The organism is Acidovorax sp. sif1233 (genome assembly GCF_019218755.1).
Taxonomy (GTDB): Bacteria; Pseudomonadota; Gammaproteobacteria; order Burkholderiales; family Burkholderiaceae_C; genus Acidovorax.
Genome location: NZ_JAHUWZ010000015.1, coordinates 1 through 19,500 on the forward strand (window position 1 = coordinate 1; position 19,500 = coordinate 19,500).

Consider the following 19,500-nt stretch of genomic DNA (forward strand, 5'->3'; position numbering starts at 1 on the left):
GGCCAGATCGCGGGCGGCCAGCGCGGCGCGCACCGGCGCGAGCGGCGGCGGCACGGGCTCGGCGGCGAGGTGCGGCACGGGGTCGGCGCGCAGGGCGTTCACCCACTGGATGCGGTCGCGCGGCTGGCTCAGCACGAGCTTGACCGGGGCCTTGCCCACCTCGGCGATGGCAGCCTCGTTGGCGCCCACCGAGACCTGGCCCTGCGCATTGGAGAACTCCACCGTGCCCGACAGCACGGTGAGCAGCGTGCGGCCATCGTCCTCCACGGCGAGGTCCCAGTCCGTGCCGCGGATCGCGGCGGTGGCGGCCGGCGTCTCCAGGTTCAGCCGGCTGCCATCGGCCCGGCGCGTCTGCGTCCACGCGCGCCCGGCGTTGAGCAGCAGGGTGGTCACGGGCTGGGCCGGCGTGGCCACGCCCTTGACCTGCAGCACGGTGTTCTGGTGCAGGCGCAGCTGCGTGTCGTCGGCGAACAGCAGGGCCATCTTGGCGGCCTGGCGCGTGCGCACGAAGTCGCCCGTGGCCAGGGCCTGGGCGGGGCGGGCGGGCTGCCAGTCGGCGGCAGCCGCGGCGCGCTGGTCGCCCGTACCCTGCAGGCTGACGATCTCCGCGGCCGCGCCCGCGGGCACGGCGGCGTGGCCGGAGAGCGGCCAGGCCAGGGCGGTCAACGCGGCCAGCGCCGTGAGGGCGGGCAGGCAATTCTTCTTGTGGGGCATGTCGTGGACTTTCGGGGAAGGCTGGAATGGCACCCGCCGGGCGCAACCTCCCTGGCGCCCGGCGTGCAGAAATTATCACGAGCCCCGGCCCCGCAGCCCCCCGCCTACACGCTGCATGCGCTTGCATTTTCATGAAGAAAGCCACATTTCGCAGCATCAAGTCAGGGCCCGGGGATCGCGCACCACCCCGCACGGCCCCTTCCTACAGACGCCGTGCGGGGTCGGTGCTACAAATTGGCATACCCCTTGCATCGCACCGGGTGCACACCATTTGCGTACTGCCCGGAGCCTCCACCATGCCCGCTTCCCGCCGCCTCAAGATTGGTCTGTCCGCCTGTTTCCAGCATGCCGACCCCACCCGCCCGCTTTTCACCGGCAAGACGCTGCAGTACGTCGAGCAGTCCATCGCGCACTGGCTCATGTCCGCCGGCGCGATGGTCGTGATGGTGCCCTGTCCCACGGGCGAGACGGCGCGCGGCGACGTGACGCTCGCGCACTACGCCGACTGGCTCGACGGCGTGGTCATGCACGGCGGCGCCGACGTCTGGCCGGGCAACTACGGCGAGGAGCCGCTGCGCGAGGAGTGGCTGGGCGACCGGGTGCGCGACCTGTACGACCTGGCCGTGGTGAAAGCGTTCGCCGAGGTGCGCAAGCCCATCTTCGGCGTCTGCCGGGGCCTGCAGCTGATCAACGTGGCGTTTGGCGGTGCGCTCTACCAGGACCTGCAGACCCAGCACCCCGGGGCGCTGGAGCACCGCAACGCGACCACGTACGACCAGCATTTCCACGACATCCATATCGTGCCGGACTCGCACCTGGCCAAGCTGTATCCCGACACGCCCCGCGCCCGCGTCAACAGCATCCACCACCAGGGCATCAAGCGGGTGGCGCCGGATTTTGTCGTCGAGGCCCTGAGCGAACCCGACGGCGTGCCCGAAGCGATCCGCCTGAAGCCCGCGCCAGGGCGCGGCTACATCGCCGCCACGCAGTGGCATCCGGAATTTCACAAGGTGGGCGCGGACACCTTGGACGACACCGCCATCCTCGACGACTTCCTGTCCGCCTGTGCGCTGGCCAAGGCCAACCCCCCGCCGCACCGCGGCCCCCTGCGCATCCGCGACCGGGCGACACGGATGCTGCGGCAGGCGCTGCACAGGACCCGGGAGTGAGCGCACGCCGCGCCCAGGCGCGGCGCCTCAGGCGGGCTGCGCCCGCACGGCTTGCCCGGCCTTGACCTCGGCGCCCGGGCCGCCGGCCAGGGCCGTCCCCACCACATCCTCCATCTGCGCCCGCAGCCAGCGGTGCGCCGCATCCTGCTGGTAGCGCGCGTGCCAGACCAGGTACATCGGCAGGCGCGGGCAAGGCACCGGCACGGGCGCGCTGGCCAGCGCCGAGAGCGCCGTGCGGCCCAGCAGCGAGGGGGCGGTGGTGAGCAGCGGCGTGCCGCGCACGAACGCGGGCAGCGCCCCGAAGCCCGGCACGCGCACCGCGAAGCGGCGGTGCAGGCCGCGGGCCGCGAGCTGGCGGTCCAGCGCCAGGCCGCGGTGCGCCTCATAGGCCACCGTCACATGCGCCGCCGCGAGATAGTCCTGCGCGTCGCGCGGCGCCTCGCGCACGGCAGGGTCGTAAAACACCCGGTACTGGTCCTCGAACAGGCGCTTTTGCAGGATGTCGGTGCCGTCCGGCGGGCGCGGGGTGATGGCCAGCTGGCATGCATCCGAGCGCAGCAGGTCCGCGCCGGGCGCGCCGCTGGGCACGATGCGCAGCGTGACATCGGGCGCGGCCTCGCGCAGGCGGGCGGCCAGGGGCGGCAGCAGCAGGTCGCGCTGGAAATCGTTGGCGGCCAGGGTCAGGTCGGCCCGCCAGCGGGCAGGGTCGAACGCGCAGCCCTGCGCGAACTGCTGCATCTGGCGCAGCAGCTCGCGCGCCGGCGCCGCCAGGCTTTCGGCCCGCGCGGTGGGCACGATACCCCGCCCCCGCTTGACGAACAGCGGGTCTCCCGTGATGGCGCGCAGCTTGCCCAGCAGGTGGCTCACCGCCGACTGCGTGACGCCCAGACGGGCGGCGGCGGCGGTGATGCTGCCGGTTTCCAGCACCGCCACCAGCAGTTGCAGCAGGTGGGCGTCCAGGCCCGACCAATCATCGATTCTGCTCATGCGTTCGATGATCTTTGCCCCCTTCATCTTTGGCAATGCACGCCCGACACTGCGGCCTGACCTACATCAAGCCACGGAGACATCGTGACCACGAAACCCACCCCGCCGCGCCCCATCCCGGGCACCACGCCGTTCGATGGCGCCCAGGCCCGCAAGGGCTATGCGCTCAACAAGATGTGCTTCTCGTTCAACGACGAGGCCAACCGCAAGGCCTTCGCCGAGGACGAGGAGGCCTACATGCAGCAGTACGGCCTGAACGCGCAGCAGGCCGCCGCCATCCGCGCCAGGAACGTGCTGCAGCTCATCGCGGCGGGCGGCAACGCCTACTACCTGGCCAAGTTCGCGGGCATCTTCAAGCTCGACATGCAGGACATCGGCGCGCAGCAGACGGGCATGACCAAGGACGAATTCAAGGCCATGCTCGTGGCCGCCGGCCAATAAGGAGACATCACATGGCACAACTCATCGGTGGCCTCGGCACCTCGCACATCCCCGCCATTGGCGGCGCCATCCACAAGGGCCTGCAGAACGAGCCCTACTGGAAACCCTTCTTCGACGGCTTTCCGCCCATCCGCCAGTGGCTGCAGGCCCGCAAGCCCGATGTGGTCGTGATGTTCTACAACGACCACGGCCTGAACTTCTTCCTGGACAAGATACCCACCTTCGCCGTGGGCGCCGCCGCCGAATACCACAACGCCGACGAGGGCTGGGGCATTCCCACGCTGCCGCCATTCGCGGGCGAGGTGGACCTGTCGTGGCATCTCATCAACACGCTGATCGACCAGGAGTTCGACGTGACCACCTGCCAGGAGATGCTGGTGGACCACGCCTGCACGCTGCCGCTCAAGCTCTTCTGGCCCGAGGGCGACTGCCCCGTGACGGTGGTGCCGGTGTGCATCAACACCGTGCAGTTCCCGCTGCCGTCGGCCAAGCGCTGCTATGCGCTGGGCAAGGCCGTGGGCCAGGCCATCCAGAGCTGGGACAGCGACAAGAAGGTGGCGGTGATGGCCTCCGGCGGCCTGAGCCACCAGCTCGACGGCGAGCGCGCGGGCTTCATCAACAAGGCGTTCGACCTGCAGTTCATCGAGAGCCTGACCACCAACCCTGAATGGGCCACGCAGTTCAGCGTGCACGAGCTGGTGGAGAAGACGGGCACCCAGGGCGTGGAGCTGCTCATGTGGCTGGCGATGCGCGGCGCGCTCAGCGCCGCCGCGCCGGGCGTGCGCCGCGTGCACAGCAACTACCACATCCCGATCTCGAACACCGCCACCGCTGTCATGGCGCTGGAGGCGGTGTAGCACGGTGGACGGCAGCCCAGGCGCCCAGAACCTGCCCAGGGGTTCTGGATGCGCGGGCTAGCGGCCGGCCACCGCAAGGAAGGCGCGCGGCGCCACCAAGGCCTCGAACGGGTTCCAAGGAGCGCTGGCCGCCGCCTTCAACGCCCTGCCGGCTGGTGCAGGCCAAAGCGGACCCCGCCGGGGTCCGTGCACATGAGAAACACGCCAAAGCCGGGCTCCTGCGGCCCCGGAGGCTGCACGGTCCCTCCCAGCGCCAGCACACGCTGGGCCGCCTGCGTCGCATCGGCCACTTCAAAGAAGGGGGTGATGGCCCGCGCAGGGTCTGCGCCATGCAGGCCGACGTTCATGTTCCCATTGCGAAACCAGCCCTCGCCCTCCTTCTCCGTGGGCTCGAAGGCCCATTGAAAGAGGTGGCTGAAAAACTGCTGCGAAACCAGGGCGTTTTCGGCTCCAATTTCAAGGAATGAGACGTTGGCGTGCATCGGAAGCTCCATCTGAAAAAAACAAGTCAGGTTCGCCAGTCTGGGCTGCTTGCGCCTGTCCGTCTTGAAGAAAAATGACCTGGGGGGTTCCGGTGCCTCGGACCGCGGCCCCGTCCTCTCCCCCCGGCTACGCCGTCTCCACCAGGCTGGCAGGCTTGCCCGGGACATCGGCCCAGCCTGCGCGCTGATAGGCCGCTGGCGAGCAACCGGCAAAGTGCCGGAACTCCCGGCTCAGGTGGCTCTGGTCGGCATATCCGCAGCGGGCGGCCAGATCCGCCAGGTCCGCCATCCCCGCGGGCCCGGTGACCTCTCCCAGGGCCTGCTGGGCCGCGCCAAAACGCAGCCGCCGCGCCAGGCGCTTGGGTGTATCCCCCAACTGGTTGCGGGACTGCAGCGCCAGATGCCGCTCGCTCCAGCCCACGGCGCGGCACAGGGCAGACATGGACAGGTTGCCGCGTTGCGCGCTGAGCAATGCCCAGGCCTGCCGCACCGGGGCCTGCGCCGTGTGGCGCGACCGGCCCAGCACCCCCTGCAGACACCGCTGCACCAGGGCAAACCGCGCGGGCCAATCCGGCGCGTGGTGCAACTGCTCGGACAGCCGCGTGGCCGTGCCGCCCCACACATCGGCCAGCGCGGCCACCGGGCACGAGAGCACATCCGGACTGCCATGGAACAGCTGAAAGCCCAGCCAGGGTGCCAGCGTCACTTCCACGCAGGACTGCGCTCCCAGGTGCTCGGTCACCATCGGCCCGCCACCGAGCCCCGCCACCAGGGATTGGTACCGCTGCATGGCGCCGCCGGGCTGCCCGACGCCGTAAGCCGCGTGCCAGCCGATGATCAGCTTGATGCCCGCGTGCGCGACCTCCAGGCGGCGCACCGTGTGCGGCAGGTATTCCTCGAACCCCCACATCGCGCAGGCGGCGGCGGGCAGCCCCGGCAAGCCGGGGCCGGGGATGGCCCGGCTTGAGGCGATGAGCGATGGCATGGGTTCCTCCTGCCGGGCCGAAGTGCGCCGGTGGGCCACCTTACACCGCCCAGCGGCTCCCCAGGTCGCCGGGGTTCGCGGACCCCGCGCGGCCCGCGAACCCCGGCGGTGCTGGCACGGGAGGCCGCGCAGCCACAGGCTTCAAGCCTTTTTGGCGCCCAGCGCTTGATCCATCTGCACGAACAGCTATTTTTTTAATAGCAAAAACACCCTGCGGGCTGCTCGGGCATCGGAAAATACTGTAAATTCATACAGTGAATTTACAGTCCAAACTCGCCATCCTGGCCGACGCCGCCAAGTACGACGCCTCGTGCGCATCCAGCGGCGCGGCGCCGCGCGATTCGGTGGGCGGGCGCGGCATGGGCTCCACCGAGGGCATGGGCATCTGCCACAGCTACGCGCCGGACGGCCGCTGCATCTCGCTGCTCAAGATCCTGCTCACCAACTTCTGCCAGTACGACTGCCTGTACTGCGTGAACCGGGTCAGCAGCAACGTGCCGCGCGCCCGCTTCACGGTGCAGGAGGTGGTGCAGCTCACGCTGGACTTCTACCGGCGCAACTGCATCGAGGGGCTGTTCCTCTCCAGCGGCATCATCCAGAGCCCCGACTACACCATGGAGCAGGTGGTGGAGGTGGCGCGCGTGCTGCGCGAGGAGCACGACTTTCGCGGCTACATCCACCTCAAGACCATCCCCGATGCCTCGCCCGAGCTGATGGAGCGCGCGGGCCGCCATGCCGACCGGCTGAGCATCAACGTGGAGCTGCCCACGCCCGAAGGGCTCACGGCCCTGGCGCCGCAGAAGGACGGCGCGGCCATCGCGCGCTCCATGGCGCGCATGGCGGTGCACATCGAGGACGCGCGGCAGGCGCGCAAGGAACAGCAGGCCGCCGCCCAGGTGGTGTCGATGCCCGCCACCCGGCGCACGCTCACGCGGCGCGCGGCGGCACCACACTTCGCGCCCGGCGGGCAGAGCACGCAGATGATCGTCGGCGCCGACGCCACCGACGACCGCACCATCCTGGCCACCAGCGCCGGGCTGTACGGCGTGCACCGGCTGCGGCGCGTGTACTACTCGGCCTTCAGCCCCATCCCCGACGCGGCGCGCGCGCTGCCGCTCGTCGCGCCACCCACCGTGCGCGAGCACCGCCTGTACCAGGCCGACTGGCTGATGCGCTTTTATGGCTTCGCGCACGGCGAGATCGTGCCCGCCGGCCAGGGCGGCATGCTGGCGCTGGACATGGACCCCAAGCTCGCCTGGGCCATCGCGCACCGCGAGCGTTTTCCCGTGAACCTGAACACCGCCCCGCGCGAGCTGCTGCTGCGCGTGCCCGGCTTCGGCGTGTTGACGGTGGACCGCCTGCTGGCCGCGCGCCGCGTGCGCCGCCTGCGCCACGCCGACCTGGCGCGGTTGCGCGTGCCGCTCCAGAAGGTGCTGCCCTTCGTGGAGGCCGCCGACTACCGGCCGGGCCGCGCGCTGGATGCGACCGACCTGGCCGCGCGCATGGCCCCGCCGCCGGCGCAGCGCAAGCTTTTCGATTGATGCAAGCCACCATGGCCCGGCACACCATCACCCTCGCACATGCCACCGACTGGCCGGGCTTTCGCCGGGCCGCGCGCGCGCTGGTGCAGGCCGGCGTGCCGCCGCAGGAGGTGCAATGGTTCACCGCGCAAGGGGCCGCGCAGGACCTGTTCGCCAGCCCCGCGCCACCGGGCTCCTCCGTGGATCCGCTGCCGTCCCCGGCGGGCGGCGCGGCGCCCCGGGTGCCCGAGGATTTCCTGCGCCTGTGCGAGCGCCTGGTGCTGCACCGCAACCCGGTGCGCTTCGCGCTCATGTACCGCCTGCTGTGGCGCCTGGTGCGCGAGCGCGGGCTGCGCCACGACCCCTTGGATGCCGACCGCCTGCAGGCCCACCACATGGTGCGTGCCGTGGCGCGCGACATGCACAAGATGCACGCCTTCGTGCGCTTTCGCCCCATGACCGACACCGAGGGCCATACCGTGCAGGTGGCCTGGTTCGAGCCCGACCACCTCATCACCGAGGCCAATGCGGGCTTCTTCGTGCGGCGCTTCACGCAGATGCGCTGGGCCATCCTCACGCCCGATGCCAGCGTGCGCTGGGACGGCACGGCGCTGCACACCGGCCCGGGCGGCCAGCGCAGCGATGCGCCGCCGCCCGACGCCGGCGAGGCGCTGTGGCTCACCTACTACCGCCACATCTTCAACCCCGCGCGCCTGAAGACCGACATGATGCGCAAGGAGATGCCGCAGCGCTACTGGCACAACCTGCCCGAGGCCTCCCTGATCACCGAGCTGGCGCGCGGCGCCCACGAACGCAGCGCGCGCATGGTGCAGGCCGAGGCCACCGCGCCGCGCAAGGCCATCGCGCCGCTCATTCCGTCGCACGCGCGCGCATCGCGCTGAACTGCGGCGCGGGCTCGGCCGCCGTCCAGCGCCAGGGCAGCGCATGTGCGCGCCACACGCCGCCCAGCACCTGCAGCCGCAGCACGCGCTGCGCGCCGGGCCAGCGCGCACGCGGGGCCTCGTCCCAGAGCAGCTCGGCGCGGGCGGCCACGTGCAGCAGGCCGCCACCGTCATAGTCCACCCACAGCAGCCCGGCCTGCGGGTGCAGCGCGAGATTGCCCAGGGTGTTGAAGAACAGGTTGCCAGGGTAGTCGGGAAGGCTGAGCACCAGGCCCTCGGCCGTTTGCTCGGCATGCACGAAGCCCGGCTCGCCGCCACGGTGCGACACGTCCACGCCTTCATCGCGCCCTGCGCCCGGGTGCGCCGCCGAGGCACTCGCGATGAACATCGTGTCGCTGCGCGCGATCAGGCCCCGCGCGGCGGCGTCGAGCCCCGCACCCAGCACCTGGGCCGGTGCCGGCGGCGTCACCTCCGCGCGCAGGCCGGGCGCACGCGCCTGGATGTACTTGGGGCAGTTGCCGAAGCTCTGCACCACGTCCACCTCCAGCCCGCGGGCGCCGAACGACGCCACCCGCCCGTTCATGCGGTTGCGCCGGCGCGTGTGCGGCTCCAGGCCCAGCACGCCCACCGGCGCACCGGGCACCAACTGGGCCAGCACCGGGTCGGCCGCATCGGGCACCACCGCCATGTGCATGGCACGGGCATCGGGCGTGCGCACGAAGCCCGGCGGTCCGGCCACCATGGTGGCCCAGGGCTGGCCCTGGTCGTCGAGCGTACCCAGCAGCAAGGTGGGCAGCTTTTCGAACAGCTCGCGGTGCTGGTCGGGCATGTGGTCGCGCAGCACCAGGGGCCCCACGGCGGCCATGCGCTCGCGCACGCCCACGCGCTCCTGCAGGGCCTGCTCGCCCGCGTGGAAGGCGGCGGCGGGCGTGGCGTTCATGCCGGCACCATGGCGCCAGGGGCGGGCAGGCGGTCCGCCAGCGGCACATAGCCCGGCAGGGCTTCCATGCGCGCCACCCAGGCCGCGATGCGCGGATAGGTGGCGAGCGACAAACCGCCGATCGGCGCCTGCGAGGTGTAGCTCACCATGGCGATGTCGGCCAGCGTGGGGGCGGCACCGCCCAGCAGCCAGTCGCGGCCGTCAAGCGCGGGCTCCATGAAGTCGAAGAGCCTGCGGCCGATGGCGAGCGCCGCCTCGCTGGGCTCGCGGCCCGTGAGGGCGGCAAAACGTGCGCTCGATGCCCCGGGGGCCAGCATGCCGGCCGCCAGGCTGAACCAGCGCTGCAGGCCGGCCTGGCCCACCGGGTCCTGCGGCAGCCAGTGGCTGCCGGGCGCGTAACGCTGCACCAGGTACACGAGGATGGCGTTGCTGTCGGACAGCACCACGTCGCCATCCACCAGCACGGGCACCTGGCCCAGCGGGTTGCGCGCCAGGTGGGCGGCCTGCCGGTGTTCGCCGGCGAGCAGGTTCACGTCGATCAGCGCGTGGGGCAGGCCCAGCATCGAGAGCATCAGCTCGGCACGGTGGCAGTGGCCCGAGATGGACATGCGGTACAGCGTCAAAGGGGAGGTGGGTGCCATGGCGGTGGGTCCTGAACAGGGGTCAACAAAGAAGCCTCCACGTTAGCTATTGCGCATCTCGCTGTGAATAGCCATAGTTCGTCTTTCAAAATTGCATTTTCCGCAACAATGGACCATCTCGACACCCTGCGCTGCTTCGTGGCCGTGGCCGATGCGGGCGGCTTCGCCGTGGCGGCGCGGCGCCTGGGCTGCTCGGCCACGGCCGTGACCCGCGCCATCGCGGCGCTGGAGGCCCGCCTGTCGGTGCTGCTGTTCCAGCGCAGCACGCGCATGGTGCGGCTGACCGAGGCGGGCGAACGCTTCCTGGCCGACTGCCGCCCGATCCTGAACGACCTGCAGGAGGCCGAGCAGGCCGCCAGCGGCGCGCAGGCCGAGGCGCAGGGTCTGCTGTCCATCACCGCGCCGCAGATGTTCGGCATCCAGCACGTGGCGCCCATCGTGCTGGACTTCCTGCAGGCCCAGCCCCGCGTACAGGCGCGCACGCTGTTCGTGAACCGGCTGGTGCACCTGCTGGAGGAGGACATGGACGTGGCCGTGCGCATCGCCCACCTGCCGGACTCGGGCCTGACCGCGCTGCGGGTGGGCGCGCTGCGGCGCATGGTGGTGGCGTCGCCCGGCTACCTCGCACGGCATGGGGAGCCGCGCCACCCGCAGGAACTGGGGCAGCACCGGGCGATCGCCTTTTCGTTCGATGCGCGCGCGCCCGCGCCCTGGAAGTTCCGGGGCGGCGCCACGGGCATGCCGCAGCAGGCCTGGATCAGCAACAGCAACGAGGTGGACATCGCCGCCGCCGAGGCGGGCCTCGGGCTCACCCGGTGCCTGGCCTACCAGGCCGCCGCCAGCCTGCGCGCCGGGCGCCTGCGCGTGGTGCTGGCCGAGCACGAGCCCGACCCGGTGCCCGTGCACATCGTCTACCCCGCGGGACGGCGCGCGCCCGCCAAGGTGCGGGCCTTCGTCGAATTCGCGCGCGGGCGGCTCGCGGCCGAGCCGGTGCTGCAGGGGCGGGGCCTGGCGCGGCGCAGCGGCGGGCGGGGGTGACGGGCCGCCATGGCGACCTCGATGATTTTGGCCGCCAACGCCCATCCATCCGGCGCAAATAGCTATTAAATAAATAGCAATCCGCCCCCTCAGTCCGCAGCATGCCCCGGCAGCCGCAGCGCCGCCGCCGTGGCCTGCAGGATCTCGTCGGAGAACTGCGGGTCGTCCGCAGCCCGCGCCAGCACCAGGGCGCCCACGAGGCTGGCGTAGTCGGCCAGCGCGCGCTGGCGCTTGGCGGCCTTGCTGCGCCCGGGCACCAGCGTGGCCAGGCCCGCCACCTGGGCCTGCATGCCTTCGGTCACGGCCCGGCGCACGGCCGGCCCCTGGCGCGACGCATCGCCGCCCAGCGCGGCGAGCAGGCAGCCCTGGCCCGGCGCATCGCGGTGGCCCGGCGACAGGTAGGCCGACTCGATCGCGGCGAGCGGATCCCGCCCCTGCGCCGCGGCGCCGCGCGCGAGCGCGGCCCATGCCGACTGCAGCCCGTCCAGCGCGCGTGCCGTGGCCTGCGCCATCAACTCGTCCTTGGACGCGAAGTGCCCGTAGAAGCCGCCGTGCGTGAGCCCCGCGCTCTTCATGAGGTCCGCCACGCCGATGCCGTCAAACCCGCGTTCGCGGAACAACCGCGCCGCCGCATCGAGGATGCGCTCGCGGTTTTCCGCCATCTGTTCCTTGCTCACCTTCATCGCCGATCCCCTTTGTGCCGGATGCCCCGAAAACGCCAGCTTGACATTTTAAATGATGGTCGTCATATAATTTAAACGTGATGACCGTCATCTAAAACACGCTTCCAGGAGCCCCCATGACCACCCCCACGTCCCCTTCCCCGCGCCCCTGGCCGGGCGCGGCGCCACGCCGCCGCCGCCACGGCCTGATTCCGCCCACGGCCACGCCATCCGCAGGAATAGGGAAGGCACCGCCATGCAAGCACTGATTTCCGCCTATGCCCGCTCCCCCTTTCACTTCGCGCGCAAGGGCGCGCTGGCGGGGGTGCGGCCCGACACCCTGGCCGCGCAGGTCGTCACGGGCCTGCTGCAGCGCACCGGCATCGACCCGGCCACGCTCGAGGACGTGATCGCCGGCTGCGCCTACCCCGAGGCCGCGCAGGGCAACAACATCGCGCGCATCGTGTCGCTGCTGGCGGGGCTGCCGCACGCGCTGGGCGGCATGACGGTGAACCGTTTCTGCGGCTCGTCCATGTCGGCCATCCACATCGCCGCCGCGCAGATCGAGGCGGGCCTGGGCGAGGCGTACCTGTGCATCGGCGTGGAGTCGATGAGCATGGTGCCGCAGGGTGGCTTCAACTTCTCGGCCCACCCCACGCTGTATGAGCACAGCGACGCCTACATCAGCATGGGCGAGACGGCCGAGAACGTGGCGCGCCGGTACGCGGTGTCCCGCGCCGACCAGGAGGCGATGGCCGTGTCATCGCACCGCAAGGCCGCCGCCGCGCGCGAGGCGGGCCGGCTGCAGGCGGAGATCGTGCCCATCGCGCTGGACGCGGGCGAGGTGGTGGCGCAGGACGGCTGCATCCGCCCCGGCACCACGCCCGGGGCGCTGGCCGCGCTGCGCCCCGCGTTCCGCGAGGACGGCGTGGTGACGGCGGGCACCTCGTCGCCGCTGACCGACGGCGCCGTGGCCGTGCTCGTGGCCACCGAGGCCTACGCCGCCCGGCACGGACTGTCACCCCTGGCGCGCATCCGCGCCCTGGCCACGGCGGGCGTGGACCCGGCCTACATGGGCATGGGCCCCGTGCCCGCCACGCGCAAGGCGCTGGCGCGCGCGGGGCTCTCGGCCAGCGACATGGATGTGGTGGAGATCAACGAAGCCTTCGGCTCGCAGGCGCTGGCCTGCATCCGCGAACTCGGGCTGCGCGAGGACACGATCAACCTCGACGGCGGCGGCCTGGCCATCGGCCACCCGCTGGGCGCCACGGGCGCGCGCATCACCGGCAAGGCGGCCGCGCTGCTGCAGCGCGAGAAGGGCCGCTACGCACTGGCCACGCAGTGCATTGGCGGCGGACAGGGGATTGCGACGGTGCTGGAGGCGCTGTAGCCCTCTCCACGCCGGGCCTCGGCCTGCCCGGGGGCCGGCCCACGAGGCCGCAGCCAGCGTGGGCGGCCGCCACCCTCCATGTCAGTGCTGGTGCCCGTGCGCGCCATGCACATGGCGGTGCGCAATTTCTTCGGCGCTGGCGGCGCGCACATCGGTCACCTTGCAGCTGAACTTCAGGGCCTGGCCCGCCAGCGGGTGGTTGCCGTCCAGGTGCACTTCGGGGCCCTTGATCTTGACCACGTTGAACACGGCGGGCTGGCCGTCGCTGCCCACGCCCTGCAGCTGGCCGCCGACCTTCACGCCGGGCGGAAACTCGGTCTTGGGGATGGTGCGCACCAGGTTTTCGTCGCGCGCGCCGAAGGCGTCTTCCACGGCGAGGTCCAGCGTGGTGGCAAAGCCCACGGACTGGCCTTCGAGGGCGGACTCGACCTTGGGGAAGATGTTTTCGTAGCCGCCGTGCAGGTACGACAGGTTGCCGGCATCCAGCGGCTTGCCCTGGGGCGTGGTGACCTTGTAGGTGAGGGTGACGGCGGAGTCTTTGGTGATGGGGGTGCTCATGGCTGGGCTTGCGCTTTCATCTTTTGGTCAGGGGGTGCGGCGTGGCGCCTTGCCCGCCGGCTGGCGCCCGGGCCGCGCTGCGCGCATCGAAAACCTGGATTGTCCACGAGCGGCCAGGCACCCCGCCCGGCCGCGCCCGCGACCCCACCGGGCGAAGGTGTTCAGGCCTGCGCCGCCGCGGCGTCCTCGCCGGGGCGCTCTTCCTCGGCCTGGCCGGGGTAGCGCGCAAACCGCCGCGCCTCGGTGCCGTGCACCGGGTCCTGCTCGGCCCAGGGCCAGCCGCCGAACTGGGTGCGGCGGTAGTCGTTCATGGCCTGCATGATCTCGGCCTGCGTGTTCATCACGAAGGGGCCGTACTGCGCCACGGGTTCGCCAATCGGCCGGCCCTGCAGCACCAGGCATTCCACGGTGGTGGCGCCGGTGTTGGCCAGCAGCCAGTCCTCTTGCGGGCGCACCTGCAGCGCGGCGTGGCGGTCCACGTCCTGCGGGCCCACGCGCAGGCTGTCGCCCACGAAGAAGTACAGCATGCGCTGCGTGCCTTCGCCCTGGGCGGCAGGCAGGGTCCACTCGGCCCCCGGCTCCAGGCGCAGCGTCCAGATGGCCACGTCGCCCTCGGGCTGCGAGGCCCAGGATTCCGGGGGCGGCGGCAGGGGCGCGGGCGCGCCGGGCAGGGCACCCGCCACCACCGTCACCGTGGTGGCGCGGCCGGCGGCGTCGTGGTGCACCAGGCGCGGGATGCGCTCGTTCCACAGCATGGTGAAGTGCGGCTCCACCATCTTGTTGCGCGCCGGCAGGTTCAGCCAGATCTGGAACAACTCCAGCGGGTTGGGCTCGGTGGCGTTGAGCAGCGGGAACATCTCGGAATGCACGATGCCCTTGCCAGCCGTGACCCACTGCACGTCGCCGCCGCCAAACCGCGCGGCCGCGCCCAGCGAGTCGGAATGGTCGATCAGGCCCTTGCGCACCAGCGTCACGGTCTCGAAGCCCCGGTGCGGGTGGCCCGGAAAGCCGGGCACGGTGTCGCCGTGGTACATGCTCCAGCCGTCCTTGCGGCTGAAGTCGCTGCCGATCTGGCGGTCTTCGATGGGCACGGCCGGGCCAAACGCGGCGTTGCCCGCGGGATAGGCATCGTCGTGGTGGGCGCAGAAAAGAAACGGGTCGAGCGTGGGCCACTGCGGTCCCAGCAACTGGGCGCGCACGATGGGCACCAGGGCGGTGGTTGCAGCAGGTGTGGACGACGACATACGAAGGCTCCTCGTGTTGTGCACCACCACGATCGGGCGGCATGCCAGTGGAATATGGCGCCAATGGTGCCTGAGCAGAAGTGCGCCCGGTGGAACAGTGCGGTGCGCCAGGCAGGACAGTGGGGGCCATCCCGGCGGGCTCACCTTGCTCGCAATTTGAAAGAAATGGGGCGCTAGCGCTTATGGATATTGCACCAACAGCTATTTATTCAATAGCAGTTCGTTTTTTGTCCCCTAGTGAGCCGCCACCTGCGCGCCCACGGCCGGGGGCCGCGCGGGCCGCAGCACCAGGCCACCCAGCAGCGCCGCCGCCAGCGAGCCCGCGGCCGCCACCCAGAACGCCAGCTGGTAGCCGCCGTTCAGGGCCATCGGGGCCGATGCCCCCGCTTCGCGCAGCGCGCCGGTGCGCGCATCGGCCAGGCTGGCCAGCACCGCCAGGCCCAGCGCGCCGCCCATCATGAACGCGGTGTTGACCACACCCGAGGCCAGGCCCGAATCCTCGGGCTTCACGTCGCCCATGGCGGCCAGCAGCAGCGGATTGAGCGCGATGCCCGCCCCCACGCCCAGCAGCAGCATGCCGGGCAACACATGCGGCACGAAGCGGCCGTCCACGGGTGCCAGCGCGAACAGCACCAAGCCCACGGCGGCCAGCAGCAGGCCCCAGCCCAGCGTGCCGCGGATGCCGTAGCGCATCACCACCCAGGCCGACAGCCCCAGCGAACAGCCCGCCATGATGAGATTGGACGGCAGGAAGGCCAGGCCCACCTGCATGGCGTCGTAGCCCAGCACCAGCTGCATGTACAGCGCCGACAAGAAGAACCACGCGAACATCCCGGCGGCCCACAGCACGCCCACCACGTTGGAGATGGCCAGGTTGCGCTGGCGCAGCAAGGGCAGCGGCACCAGGGGCGCGGCCACGTGCGATTCGATGTACAGGAACAACGCCAGCAGCGCGGCCGAGGCGCCCAGCAGCCCCACCGACTGCAGCGAGGCCCAGCCCGCCTCGTTGCCATTGACGATGGCATACACCGCCAGCATCAGCGACGCGGTGATGGTGACGGCGCCCGCCACGTCCAGCCGCTGGCCGTGGGCATGCCCCTTGCCGCCCGGCAGCAGCACCAGGCAGGCCGCGTAGATGGCCGCGCCCACGGGGATGTTGACCAGAAAGATCCAGTGCCAGCTCAACGCACTGGTGAGCACGCCGCCCAGCAGCACGCCAATGCTGCCGCCTCCGGCGCAGACAAAACCATAGACCCCCATGGCCCGCGCGCGCTCGCCGGGCTCGGTGAACAGGTTCATGATGAGTGACAGCGCCACGGCCGACACCACGGCCCCGCCCACGCCCTGCACGGCGCGCGCCGCCACCAGCAGCCCCTGCGTATGGGCCAACCCGCAGGCCAGCGACGCGAGGGTGAACAGCGTGATGCCCGCCAGGAACAGCCGCCGGTGGCCATACAAGTCCCCGAGCCGCCCGCCCAGCAGCAGGCAGCCGCCAAAGGTGAGCATGTAGGCGTTGACCACCCACACCAGGGACGTTTCGGTGAAGCCCAGGTCGGCCTTGATGCTGGGCAGCGCGACGTTCACGATGGTGGTGTCGAGCACGATCATGAGCTCGCCCAGGCACAGCAGGATGAGGGCGGGCCAGCGTGCGCGGCCTTCGATGCGGAGGGTCATGGAGCGGCGGGAGTGAAAAAAAGGATTCGCAGTGCGGCGCGCGCCCCTCCAGGGGGGCGCACCGCGGCGGCTCAGGGGGTTCTCGTGTATTTTGCTTGCATGATCTGGTTCCAGCTGCCGTCCGGCTGCTGGCTGAACGACGTCAGCGTGCGCTCGTTGGCGCTCACCAGCGTGATCACGTCACGGTAGCGGGCGGTCTTGCCGTCGCCCTTGAAGCTGGGGCCTTCGGTCTCCAGCGTGAGCACCTTCTGGTCGGCATCGAGCGTGCCGCGATAGACCCACATGTGGGTCATCATCGAGCCCACCCAGGTGCCCAGGAACACGTTCTTCTCGGGGTCGTAGCCCAGCGTCATCTGCATGCGCGCCTCGCCGCCACCGGGCATGGTGCCGGTGCCTTCGAGGATCACCCACAGGTCGCCCAGGGCGCGGCCATGTTCGGCGCCCACGGACTGCTGCGCCGGTTCGCCCGGCGGCGGGTCGCAGTCGGAGGTGCTGGTCCAGTGGCCCAGCAATTGCTGCAGCCAGCGGTGCATGGCATGGGGTTCGGGATTCATCATGGAAGTCTCCTTGCAGGGGAATGTGAGGGGGTGTGAGGGTTGGGGGGTCAAGCCGCCCGGCCGTCGTAGTGGTGGACGGGCACGCTGCCCAGGTCGAGGCCCTCCACGCAGCGCAGATTGACCGCCGCCACGGGCTGGCCCTTGGGGTCCACGCCTTCGCCAAAAGGATGGATGCCGCAGGCCGGGCAGAAACGGTGCCGGATCACGTGCCTGTGGAAGGTGTAGGTGGCCGCGTCGGCCTCGGGCGTGGTCAGCCGCAGCGCGCCGCGCGGCACGAACCACAGCAGCGATCCGCGCCGGTGGCACATGCTGCAATTGCAGGCCAGGCCGCTGTCGACGGTGCCTTCCACTTCAAAGGCGACCTTGCCGCAGTGGCAGCTTCCCTGGTACTTCATGGCCGCCGCGCTCATTCCGGCGCCACCACCATCCACGACACGCCAAAGCGGTCGGCCACCATGCCGAAGGCTTTCGAGAAGAAGGTCTTGGCCAGCGGCATCTGCACCTGCCCGCCCTCGGCCAGCGCGTCGAAGTAGCGCTTGGCCTCCGCCTCGTTCGCGGGGCTCAGCGCCAGCGAGATGCCCTGGAAGTTCAGCTGGCCCGAACCCATGCCGTCCGACGCCATGAGCTGGGTCTCGCCCACGTTGAAGGCGGCGTGCATGACCATCTCGGGCGTGGGGCCGGGGCCGGCGCCCTCGGCGCAGCCCTGGCCGGCGGCGGGCTCGGGGTTGTCCTTGTAGCGCATGAGCATGGTGACCTGCGCGCCCAGGGCGCGGCGGTAGAAATCCAGGGCCTCTTCGCAGCGGCCTTCAAACATCAGATACGGCTCGACTTTCATGGGGGTCTCCTTGGGAAGGTCTCGGAACATGGATTTCGGCGCACAATTGTGAACACCATCCACAAACAATACCAAAGATAATGGACAGTGTCCACATCTCACCGCCCATGACCGTAACCACTCGCAACACCCCCGCCGCACGCAGCACCTACCGCCATGGCGACCTGCGCCGCGCCCTGCTGGACGCGGGCATCGAGCTGGCGCGCCAGGGCGGCCCCGACGCCGTGGTGCTGCGCGAGGCCACGCGCCGCGCGGGGGTCGCGCCCAATGCGGCCTACCGCCATTTCGCCAACCGCGACGACCTGCTGGACGCGGTGCGTGCCGCCGCCGTGGCGGCCGTGGCCCAGGCCATGGAGGCCGAACTGGCCCAGGTGCCCGCCACGGGCACGGCCACCGAGCAGGCCCACGCCAAGGTGCGCGCCGTGGGCGCGGGCTACCTGCGCTTCGCGCATGCCGAGACAGGCCTGTTCCGCACCGCCTTCGGCGGGCGCTTCACCGTGCAGCACGACCCCGACCCGGCCATGGGCGGCGCCACGGGGCTCAACCCGTTCCAGCACCTGAGCGCGGCACTCGATGACCTGGTGACGGCAGGCGCCCTGCCGCCCGAGCGCCGCCCGGGCGCCGAATACCTGGCCTGGTCCACCGTGCACGGCATGGCGCTGCTCTCCATCGACGGGCCGCTGCGCGGCACGCCGCAGCAGATGCTGGACCTGCTGGGCCTGCGCCTGCTGGACATGGTGCGGCGCGGCCTCTAGGCACCCTTTCCCGGCGCGCGCAGCGCCGCATGTCCGAAGCCATTCCACGCGCTGGCGCTTGAAGAGCAAGCGCTTTAAGCTACATATTTGATAGCAAATTCACATTCTGCTGCTCAGCCACCGTCCAGCCCGTACATCCGCGCCGTGGCCCGCACCCGGGCCACCAGCGCGCGGCGCAGGGCGGCGGGCCGCAGCACCTCCACCTGCGGGGACAGGCGCAGGAGCTGGCCGCAGGCGTGCTCCACCGACTCGATGGGAATGGTCACCGCCACGCGCCCGTCCGCCCGGCGCGGGGGGGTGGCCGTGGGCGCGGCCGCCACGGCCCGGGCCACCGCGCTGCTGAGCGCGCGCAGCCCCTTGAGCCCGGCGGGCGTGGCCAGCAGCGCCGCCTCGCCGGTGTAGAGCCCGGATTCAAAGCGCCGGATCGAGCGCGCCCAGTAGCCCGGCAGGTCGAACCGCGCGGGGCGGCGCACCGGCGTGGCGAGCGCCTGCGCCGCCAGGATGTTCGAGACGCGGTAGGTGCGTGGCCCGCTGTCGCCACCATCGCCACCATCACCGCCGCCCTTGCCCGTGGCCTTGTCCGCCGGCAGCGCCACCAGGTACCAGGCACCCGCCTTGAGCACCAGGCCCAGCGGGCTCACGGTGCGCTCCACGGTGTCGGACCAGCTTTCATAGCGCATCGCGATCTGGTGCCCGCTCCACACGGCGGCGGCCACCGTGGACAGGTGCGGCGTGGGGTCGCTCTCGCGGTACCAGTCCACCGGGTCCAGGTGCAGGCGGGCGCTCACGCGCTGCGCGTCCTCGCGCCATGCGGCGGGCAGGGCGGCCAGCAGCTTCAGGCGTGCGCCCTGCACGTCGCTGCCCAGGCCCAGGTCCTGCGCGGGGCCGGGCAGGCCGCTGAGGAACACGGCCTGCGCCTCCGACGGCGTGAGGCCCGTGAGCGTGGTCTTCCAGCCCGGCAGCAGCGCAAACCCGCCATGGCGCCCGCGCTCGGCATAGATGGGCACGCCCGCGGCGCTGAGCTGGTCCACGTCGCGGTACAGCGTGCGCACCGACACCTCCAGCGCCCCGGCCAGCGCCGGCGCGCTCATGCGGCCCTGGGTTTCGAGCAGCATCTGGAGCGAGAGCAGGCGGCTGGCGCGCATGGCG

At 71.2% G+C, this 19,500-nt stretch carries 22 protein-coding genes; 8 read left to right on the forward strand and 14 right to left on the reverse strand.

What is annotated here, in order from left to right:
• Positions 1-714: FecR domain-containing protein (locus tag KW843_RS26290; RefSeq protein WP_218298052.1), on the reverse strand; the 714-nt coding region annotated here is incomplete at its 3' end.
• A 296-nt stretch (positions 715-1,010) separates the two neighbouring features.
• On the opposite strand from KW843_RS26290, the gene KW843_RS26295 reads away from it, so the two are divergent.
• Positions 1,011-1,883, forward strand: coding sequence for a gamma-glutamyl-gamma-aminobutyrate hydrolase family protein (locus tag KW843_RS26295; RefSeq protein WP_218298053.1), 873 nt, complete (start codon positions 1,011-1,013; stop codon positions 1,881-1,883).
• Between the two features lie 27 nt (positions 1,884-1,910).
• On the opposite strand, the gene KW843_RS26300 is transcribed toward KW843_RS26295, so the two are convergent.
• Positions 1,911-2,879: a LysR family transcriptional regulator gene (locus KW843_RS26300; protein ID WP_370628538.1), complete on the reverse strand. Its 969-nt coding sequence runs from the start codon at positions 2,877-2,879 to the stop codon at positions 1,911-1,913.
• Between the two features lie 72 nt (positions 2,880-2,951).
• On the opposite strand from KW843_RS26300, the gene KW843_RS26305 reads away from it, so the two are divergent.
• On the forward strand, positions 2,952-3,311 hold the full coding sequence (locus tag KW843_RS26305; protein ID WP_370628539.1) for a protocatechuate 4,5-dioxygenase subunit alpha: 360 nt from the start codon (positions 2,952-2,954) through the stop codon (positions 3,309-3,311).
• An 11-nt stretch (positions 3,312-3,322) separates the two neighbouring features.
• Positions 3,323-4,168, forward strand: coding sequence for a class III extradiol dioxygenase family protein (locus KW843_RS26310; protein ID WP_218298056.1), 846 nt, complete (start codon positions 3,323-3,325; stop codon positions 4,166-4,168).
• A 137-nt stretch (positions 4,169-4,305) separates the two neighbouring features.
• Here the strand turns inward: KW843_RS26310 and KW843_RS26315 are convergent, their stop codons facing one another.
• Both KW843_RS26315 and KW843_RS26880 read right to left on the reverse strand, forming a co-directional pair.
• Positions 4,306-4,650, reverse strand: a complete 345-nt coding sequence (locus KW843_RS26315; RefSeq protein ID WP_218298057.1) for a VOC family protein — start codon at positions 4,648-4,650, stop codon at positions 4,306-4,308.
• A gap of 127 nt (positions 4,651-4,777) precedes the next feature.
• Complete coding sequence (locus tag KW843_RS26880) at positions 4,778-5,635, reverse strand: AraC family transcriptional regulator (protein ID WP_255591883.1); 858 nt, start codon at positions 5,633-5,635, stop codon at positions 4,778-4,780.
• Between the two features lie 254 nt (positions 5,636-5,889).
• On the opposite strand from KW843_RS26880, the gene KW843_RS26325 reads away from it, so the two are divergent.
• Both KW843_RS26325 and KW843_RS26330 read left to right on the forward strand, forming a co-directional pair.
• Positions 5,890-7,176, forward strand: coding sequence for a putative DNA modification/repair radical SAM protein (locus KW843_RS26325; RefSeq protein WP_218298058.1), 1,287 nt, complete (start codon positions 5,890-5,892; stop codon positions 7,174-7,176).
• A gap of 11 nt (positions 7,177-7,187) precedes the next feature.
• Positions 7,188-8,057 (forward strand): TIGR03915 family putative DNA repair protein, encoded by an 870-nt coding sequence (locus KW843_RS26330; RefSeq protein WP_218298059.1) that lies wholly within the window; start codon positions 7,188-7,190, stop codon positions 8,055-8,057.
• On the opposite strand, the gene KW843_RS26335 is transcribed toward KW843_RS26330, so the two are convergent.
• A complete protein-coding gene (locus KW843_RS26335; RefSeq protein WP_218298060.1) occupies positions 8,026-8,997 on the reverse strand; it encodes a pyridoxamine 5'-phosphate oxidase family protein in 972 nt (323 codons plus the stop codon). The genes KW843_RS26330 and KW843_RS26335 overlap by 32 nt on opposite strands.
• A complete protein-coding gene (locus KW843_RS26340) occupies positions 8,994-9,638 on the reverse strand; it encodes a glutathione S-transferase family protein (RefSeq protein WP_218298061.1) in 645 nt (214 codons plus the stop codon). The genes KW843_RS26335 and KW843_RS26340 overlap by 4 nt, the downstream gene beginning before the upstream one ends.
• A gap of 108 nt (positions 9,639-9,746) precedes the next feature.
• On the opposite strand from KW843_RS26340, the gene KW843_RS26345 reads away from it, so the two are divergent.
• Positions 9,747-10,676 (forward strand): LysR family transcriptional regulator, encoded by a 930-nt coding sequence (locus tag KW843_RS26345; RefSeq protein ID WP_218298062.1) that lies wholly within the window; start codon positions 9,747-9,749, stop codon positions 10,674-10,676.
• Between the two features lie 89 nt (positions 10,677-10,765).
• Here KW843_RS26345 and KW843_RS26350 read toward each other — a convergent pair whose 3' ends face one another.
• A complete protein-coding gene (locus tag KW843_RS26350; RefSeq protein ID WP_218298063.1) occupies positions 10,766-11,359 on the reverse strand; it encodes a TetR/AcrR family transcriptional regulator in 594 nt (197 codons plus the stop codon).
• A 235-nt stretch (positions 11,360-11,594) separates the two neighbouring features.
• Between KW843_RS26350 and KW843_RS26355 the strand changes: the two genes are divergently transcribed.
• On the forward strand, positions 11,595-12,728 hold the full coding sequence (locus KW843_RS26355) for a thiolase family protein (RefSeq protein ID WP_218298064.1): 1,134 nt from the start codon (positions 11,595-11,597) through the stop codon (positions 12,726-12,728).
• Between the two features lie 81 nt (positions 12,729-12,809).
• Here the strand turns inward: KW843_RS26355 and KW843_RS26360 are convergent, their stop codons facing one another.
• The 6 genes from KW843_RS26360 to KW843_RS26385 all read right to left on the reverse strand — a co-directional run bounded on the left by KW843_RS26360 (position 12,810) and on the right by KW843_RS26385 (position 17,596).
• Entirely contained in the window at positions 12,810-13,286 is a 477-nt protein-coding gene (locus tag KW843_RS26360; RefSeq protein WP_218298065.1) for a peptidylprolyl isomerase, read from the reverse strand.
• A 161-nt stretch (positions 13,287-13,447) separates the two neighbouring features.
• The gene (locus KW843_RS26365; protein WP_218298066.1) at positions 13,448-14,530 is read right to left on the reverse strand and encodes a pirin family protein; all 1,083 of its coding nucleotides are present in this window, start codon (positions 14,528-14,530) and stop codon (positions 13,448-13,450) included.
• A 234-nt stretch (positions 14,531-14,764) separates the two neighbouring features.
• On the reverse strand, positions 14,765-16,204 hold the full coding sequence (locus KW843_RS26370) for an MFS transporter (RefSeq protein WP_218298067.1): 1,440 nt from the start codon (positions 16,202-16,204) through the stop codon (positions 14,765-14,767).
• 71 nt (positions 16,205-16,275) lie between these two features.
• A complete protein-coding gene (locus KW843_RS26375) occupies positions 16,276-16,761 on the reverse strand; it encodes a DUF1579 domain-containing protein (protein WP_218298068.1) in 486 nt (161 codons plus the stop codon).
• A 47-nt stretch (positions 16,762-16,808) separates the two neighbouring features.
• Entirely contained in the window at positions 16,809-17,156 is a 348-nt protein-coding gene (locus tag KW843_RS26380) for a GFA family protein (protein WP_218298069.1), read from the reverse strand.
• Positions 17,157-17,167: 11 nt separating this feature from the next.
• Positions 17,168-17,596, reverse strand: coding sequence for a VOC family protein (locus KW843_RS26385; RefSeq protein WP_218298070.1), 429 nt, complete (start codon positions 17,594-17,596; stop codon positions 17,168-17,170).
• 107 nt (positions 17,597-17,703) lie between these two features.
• Between KW843_RS26385 and KW843_RS26390 the strand changes: the two genes are divergently transcribed.
• Complete coding sequence (locus KW843_RS26390; protein WP_255591880.1) at positions 17,704-18,351, forward strand: TetR/AcrR family transcriptional regulator; 648 nt, start codon at positions 17,704-17,706, stop codon at positions 18,349-18,351.
• A 113-nt stretch (positions 18,352-18,464) separates the two neighbouring features.
• Here KW843_RS26390 and KW843_RS26395 read toward each other — a convergent pair whose 3' ends face one another.
• Positions 18,465-19,496, reverse strand: a complete 1,032-nt coding sequence (locus tag KW843_RS26395; protein WP_218298072.1) for a YafY family protein — start codon at positions 19,494-19,496, stop codon at positions 18,465-18,467.
• Between the last annotated feature and the right edge of the window lie 4 nt (positions 19,497-19,500).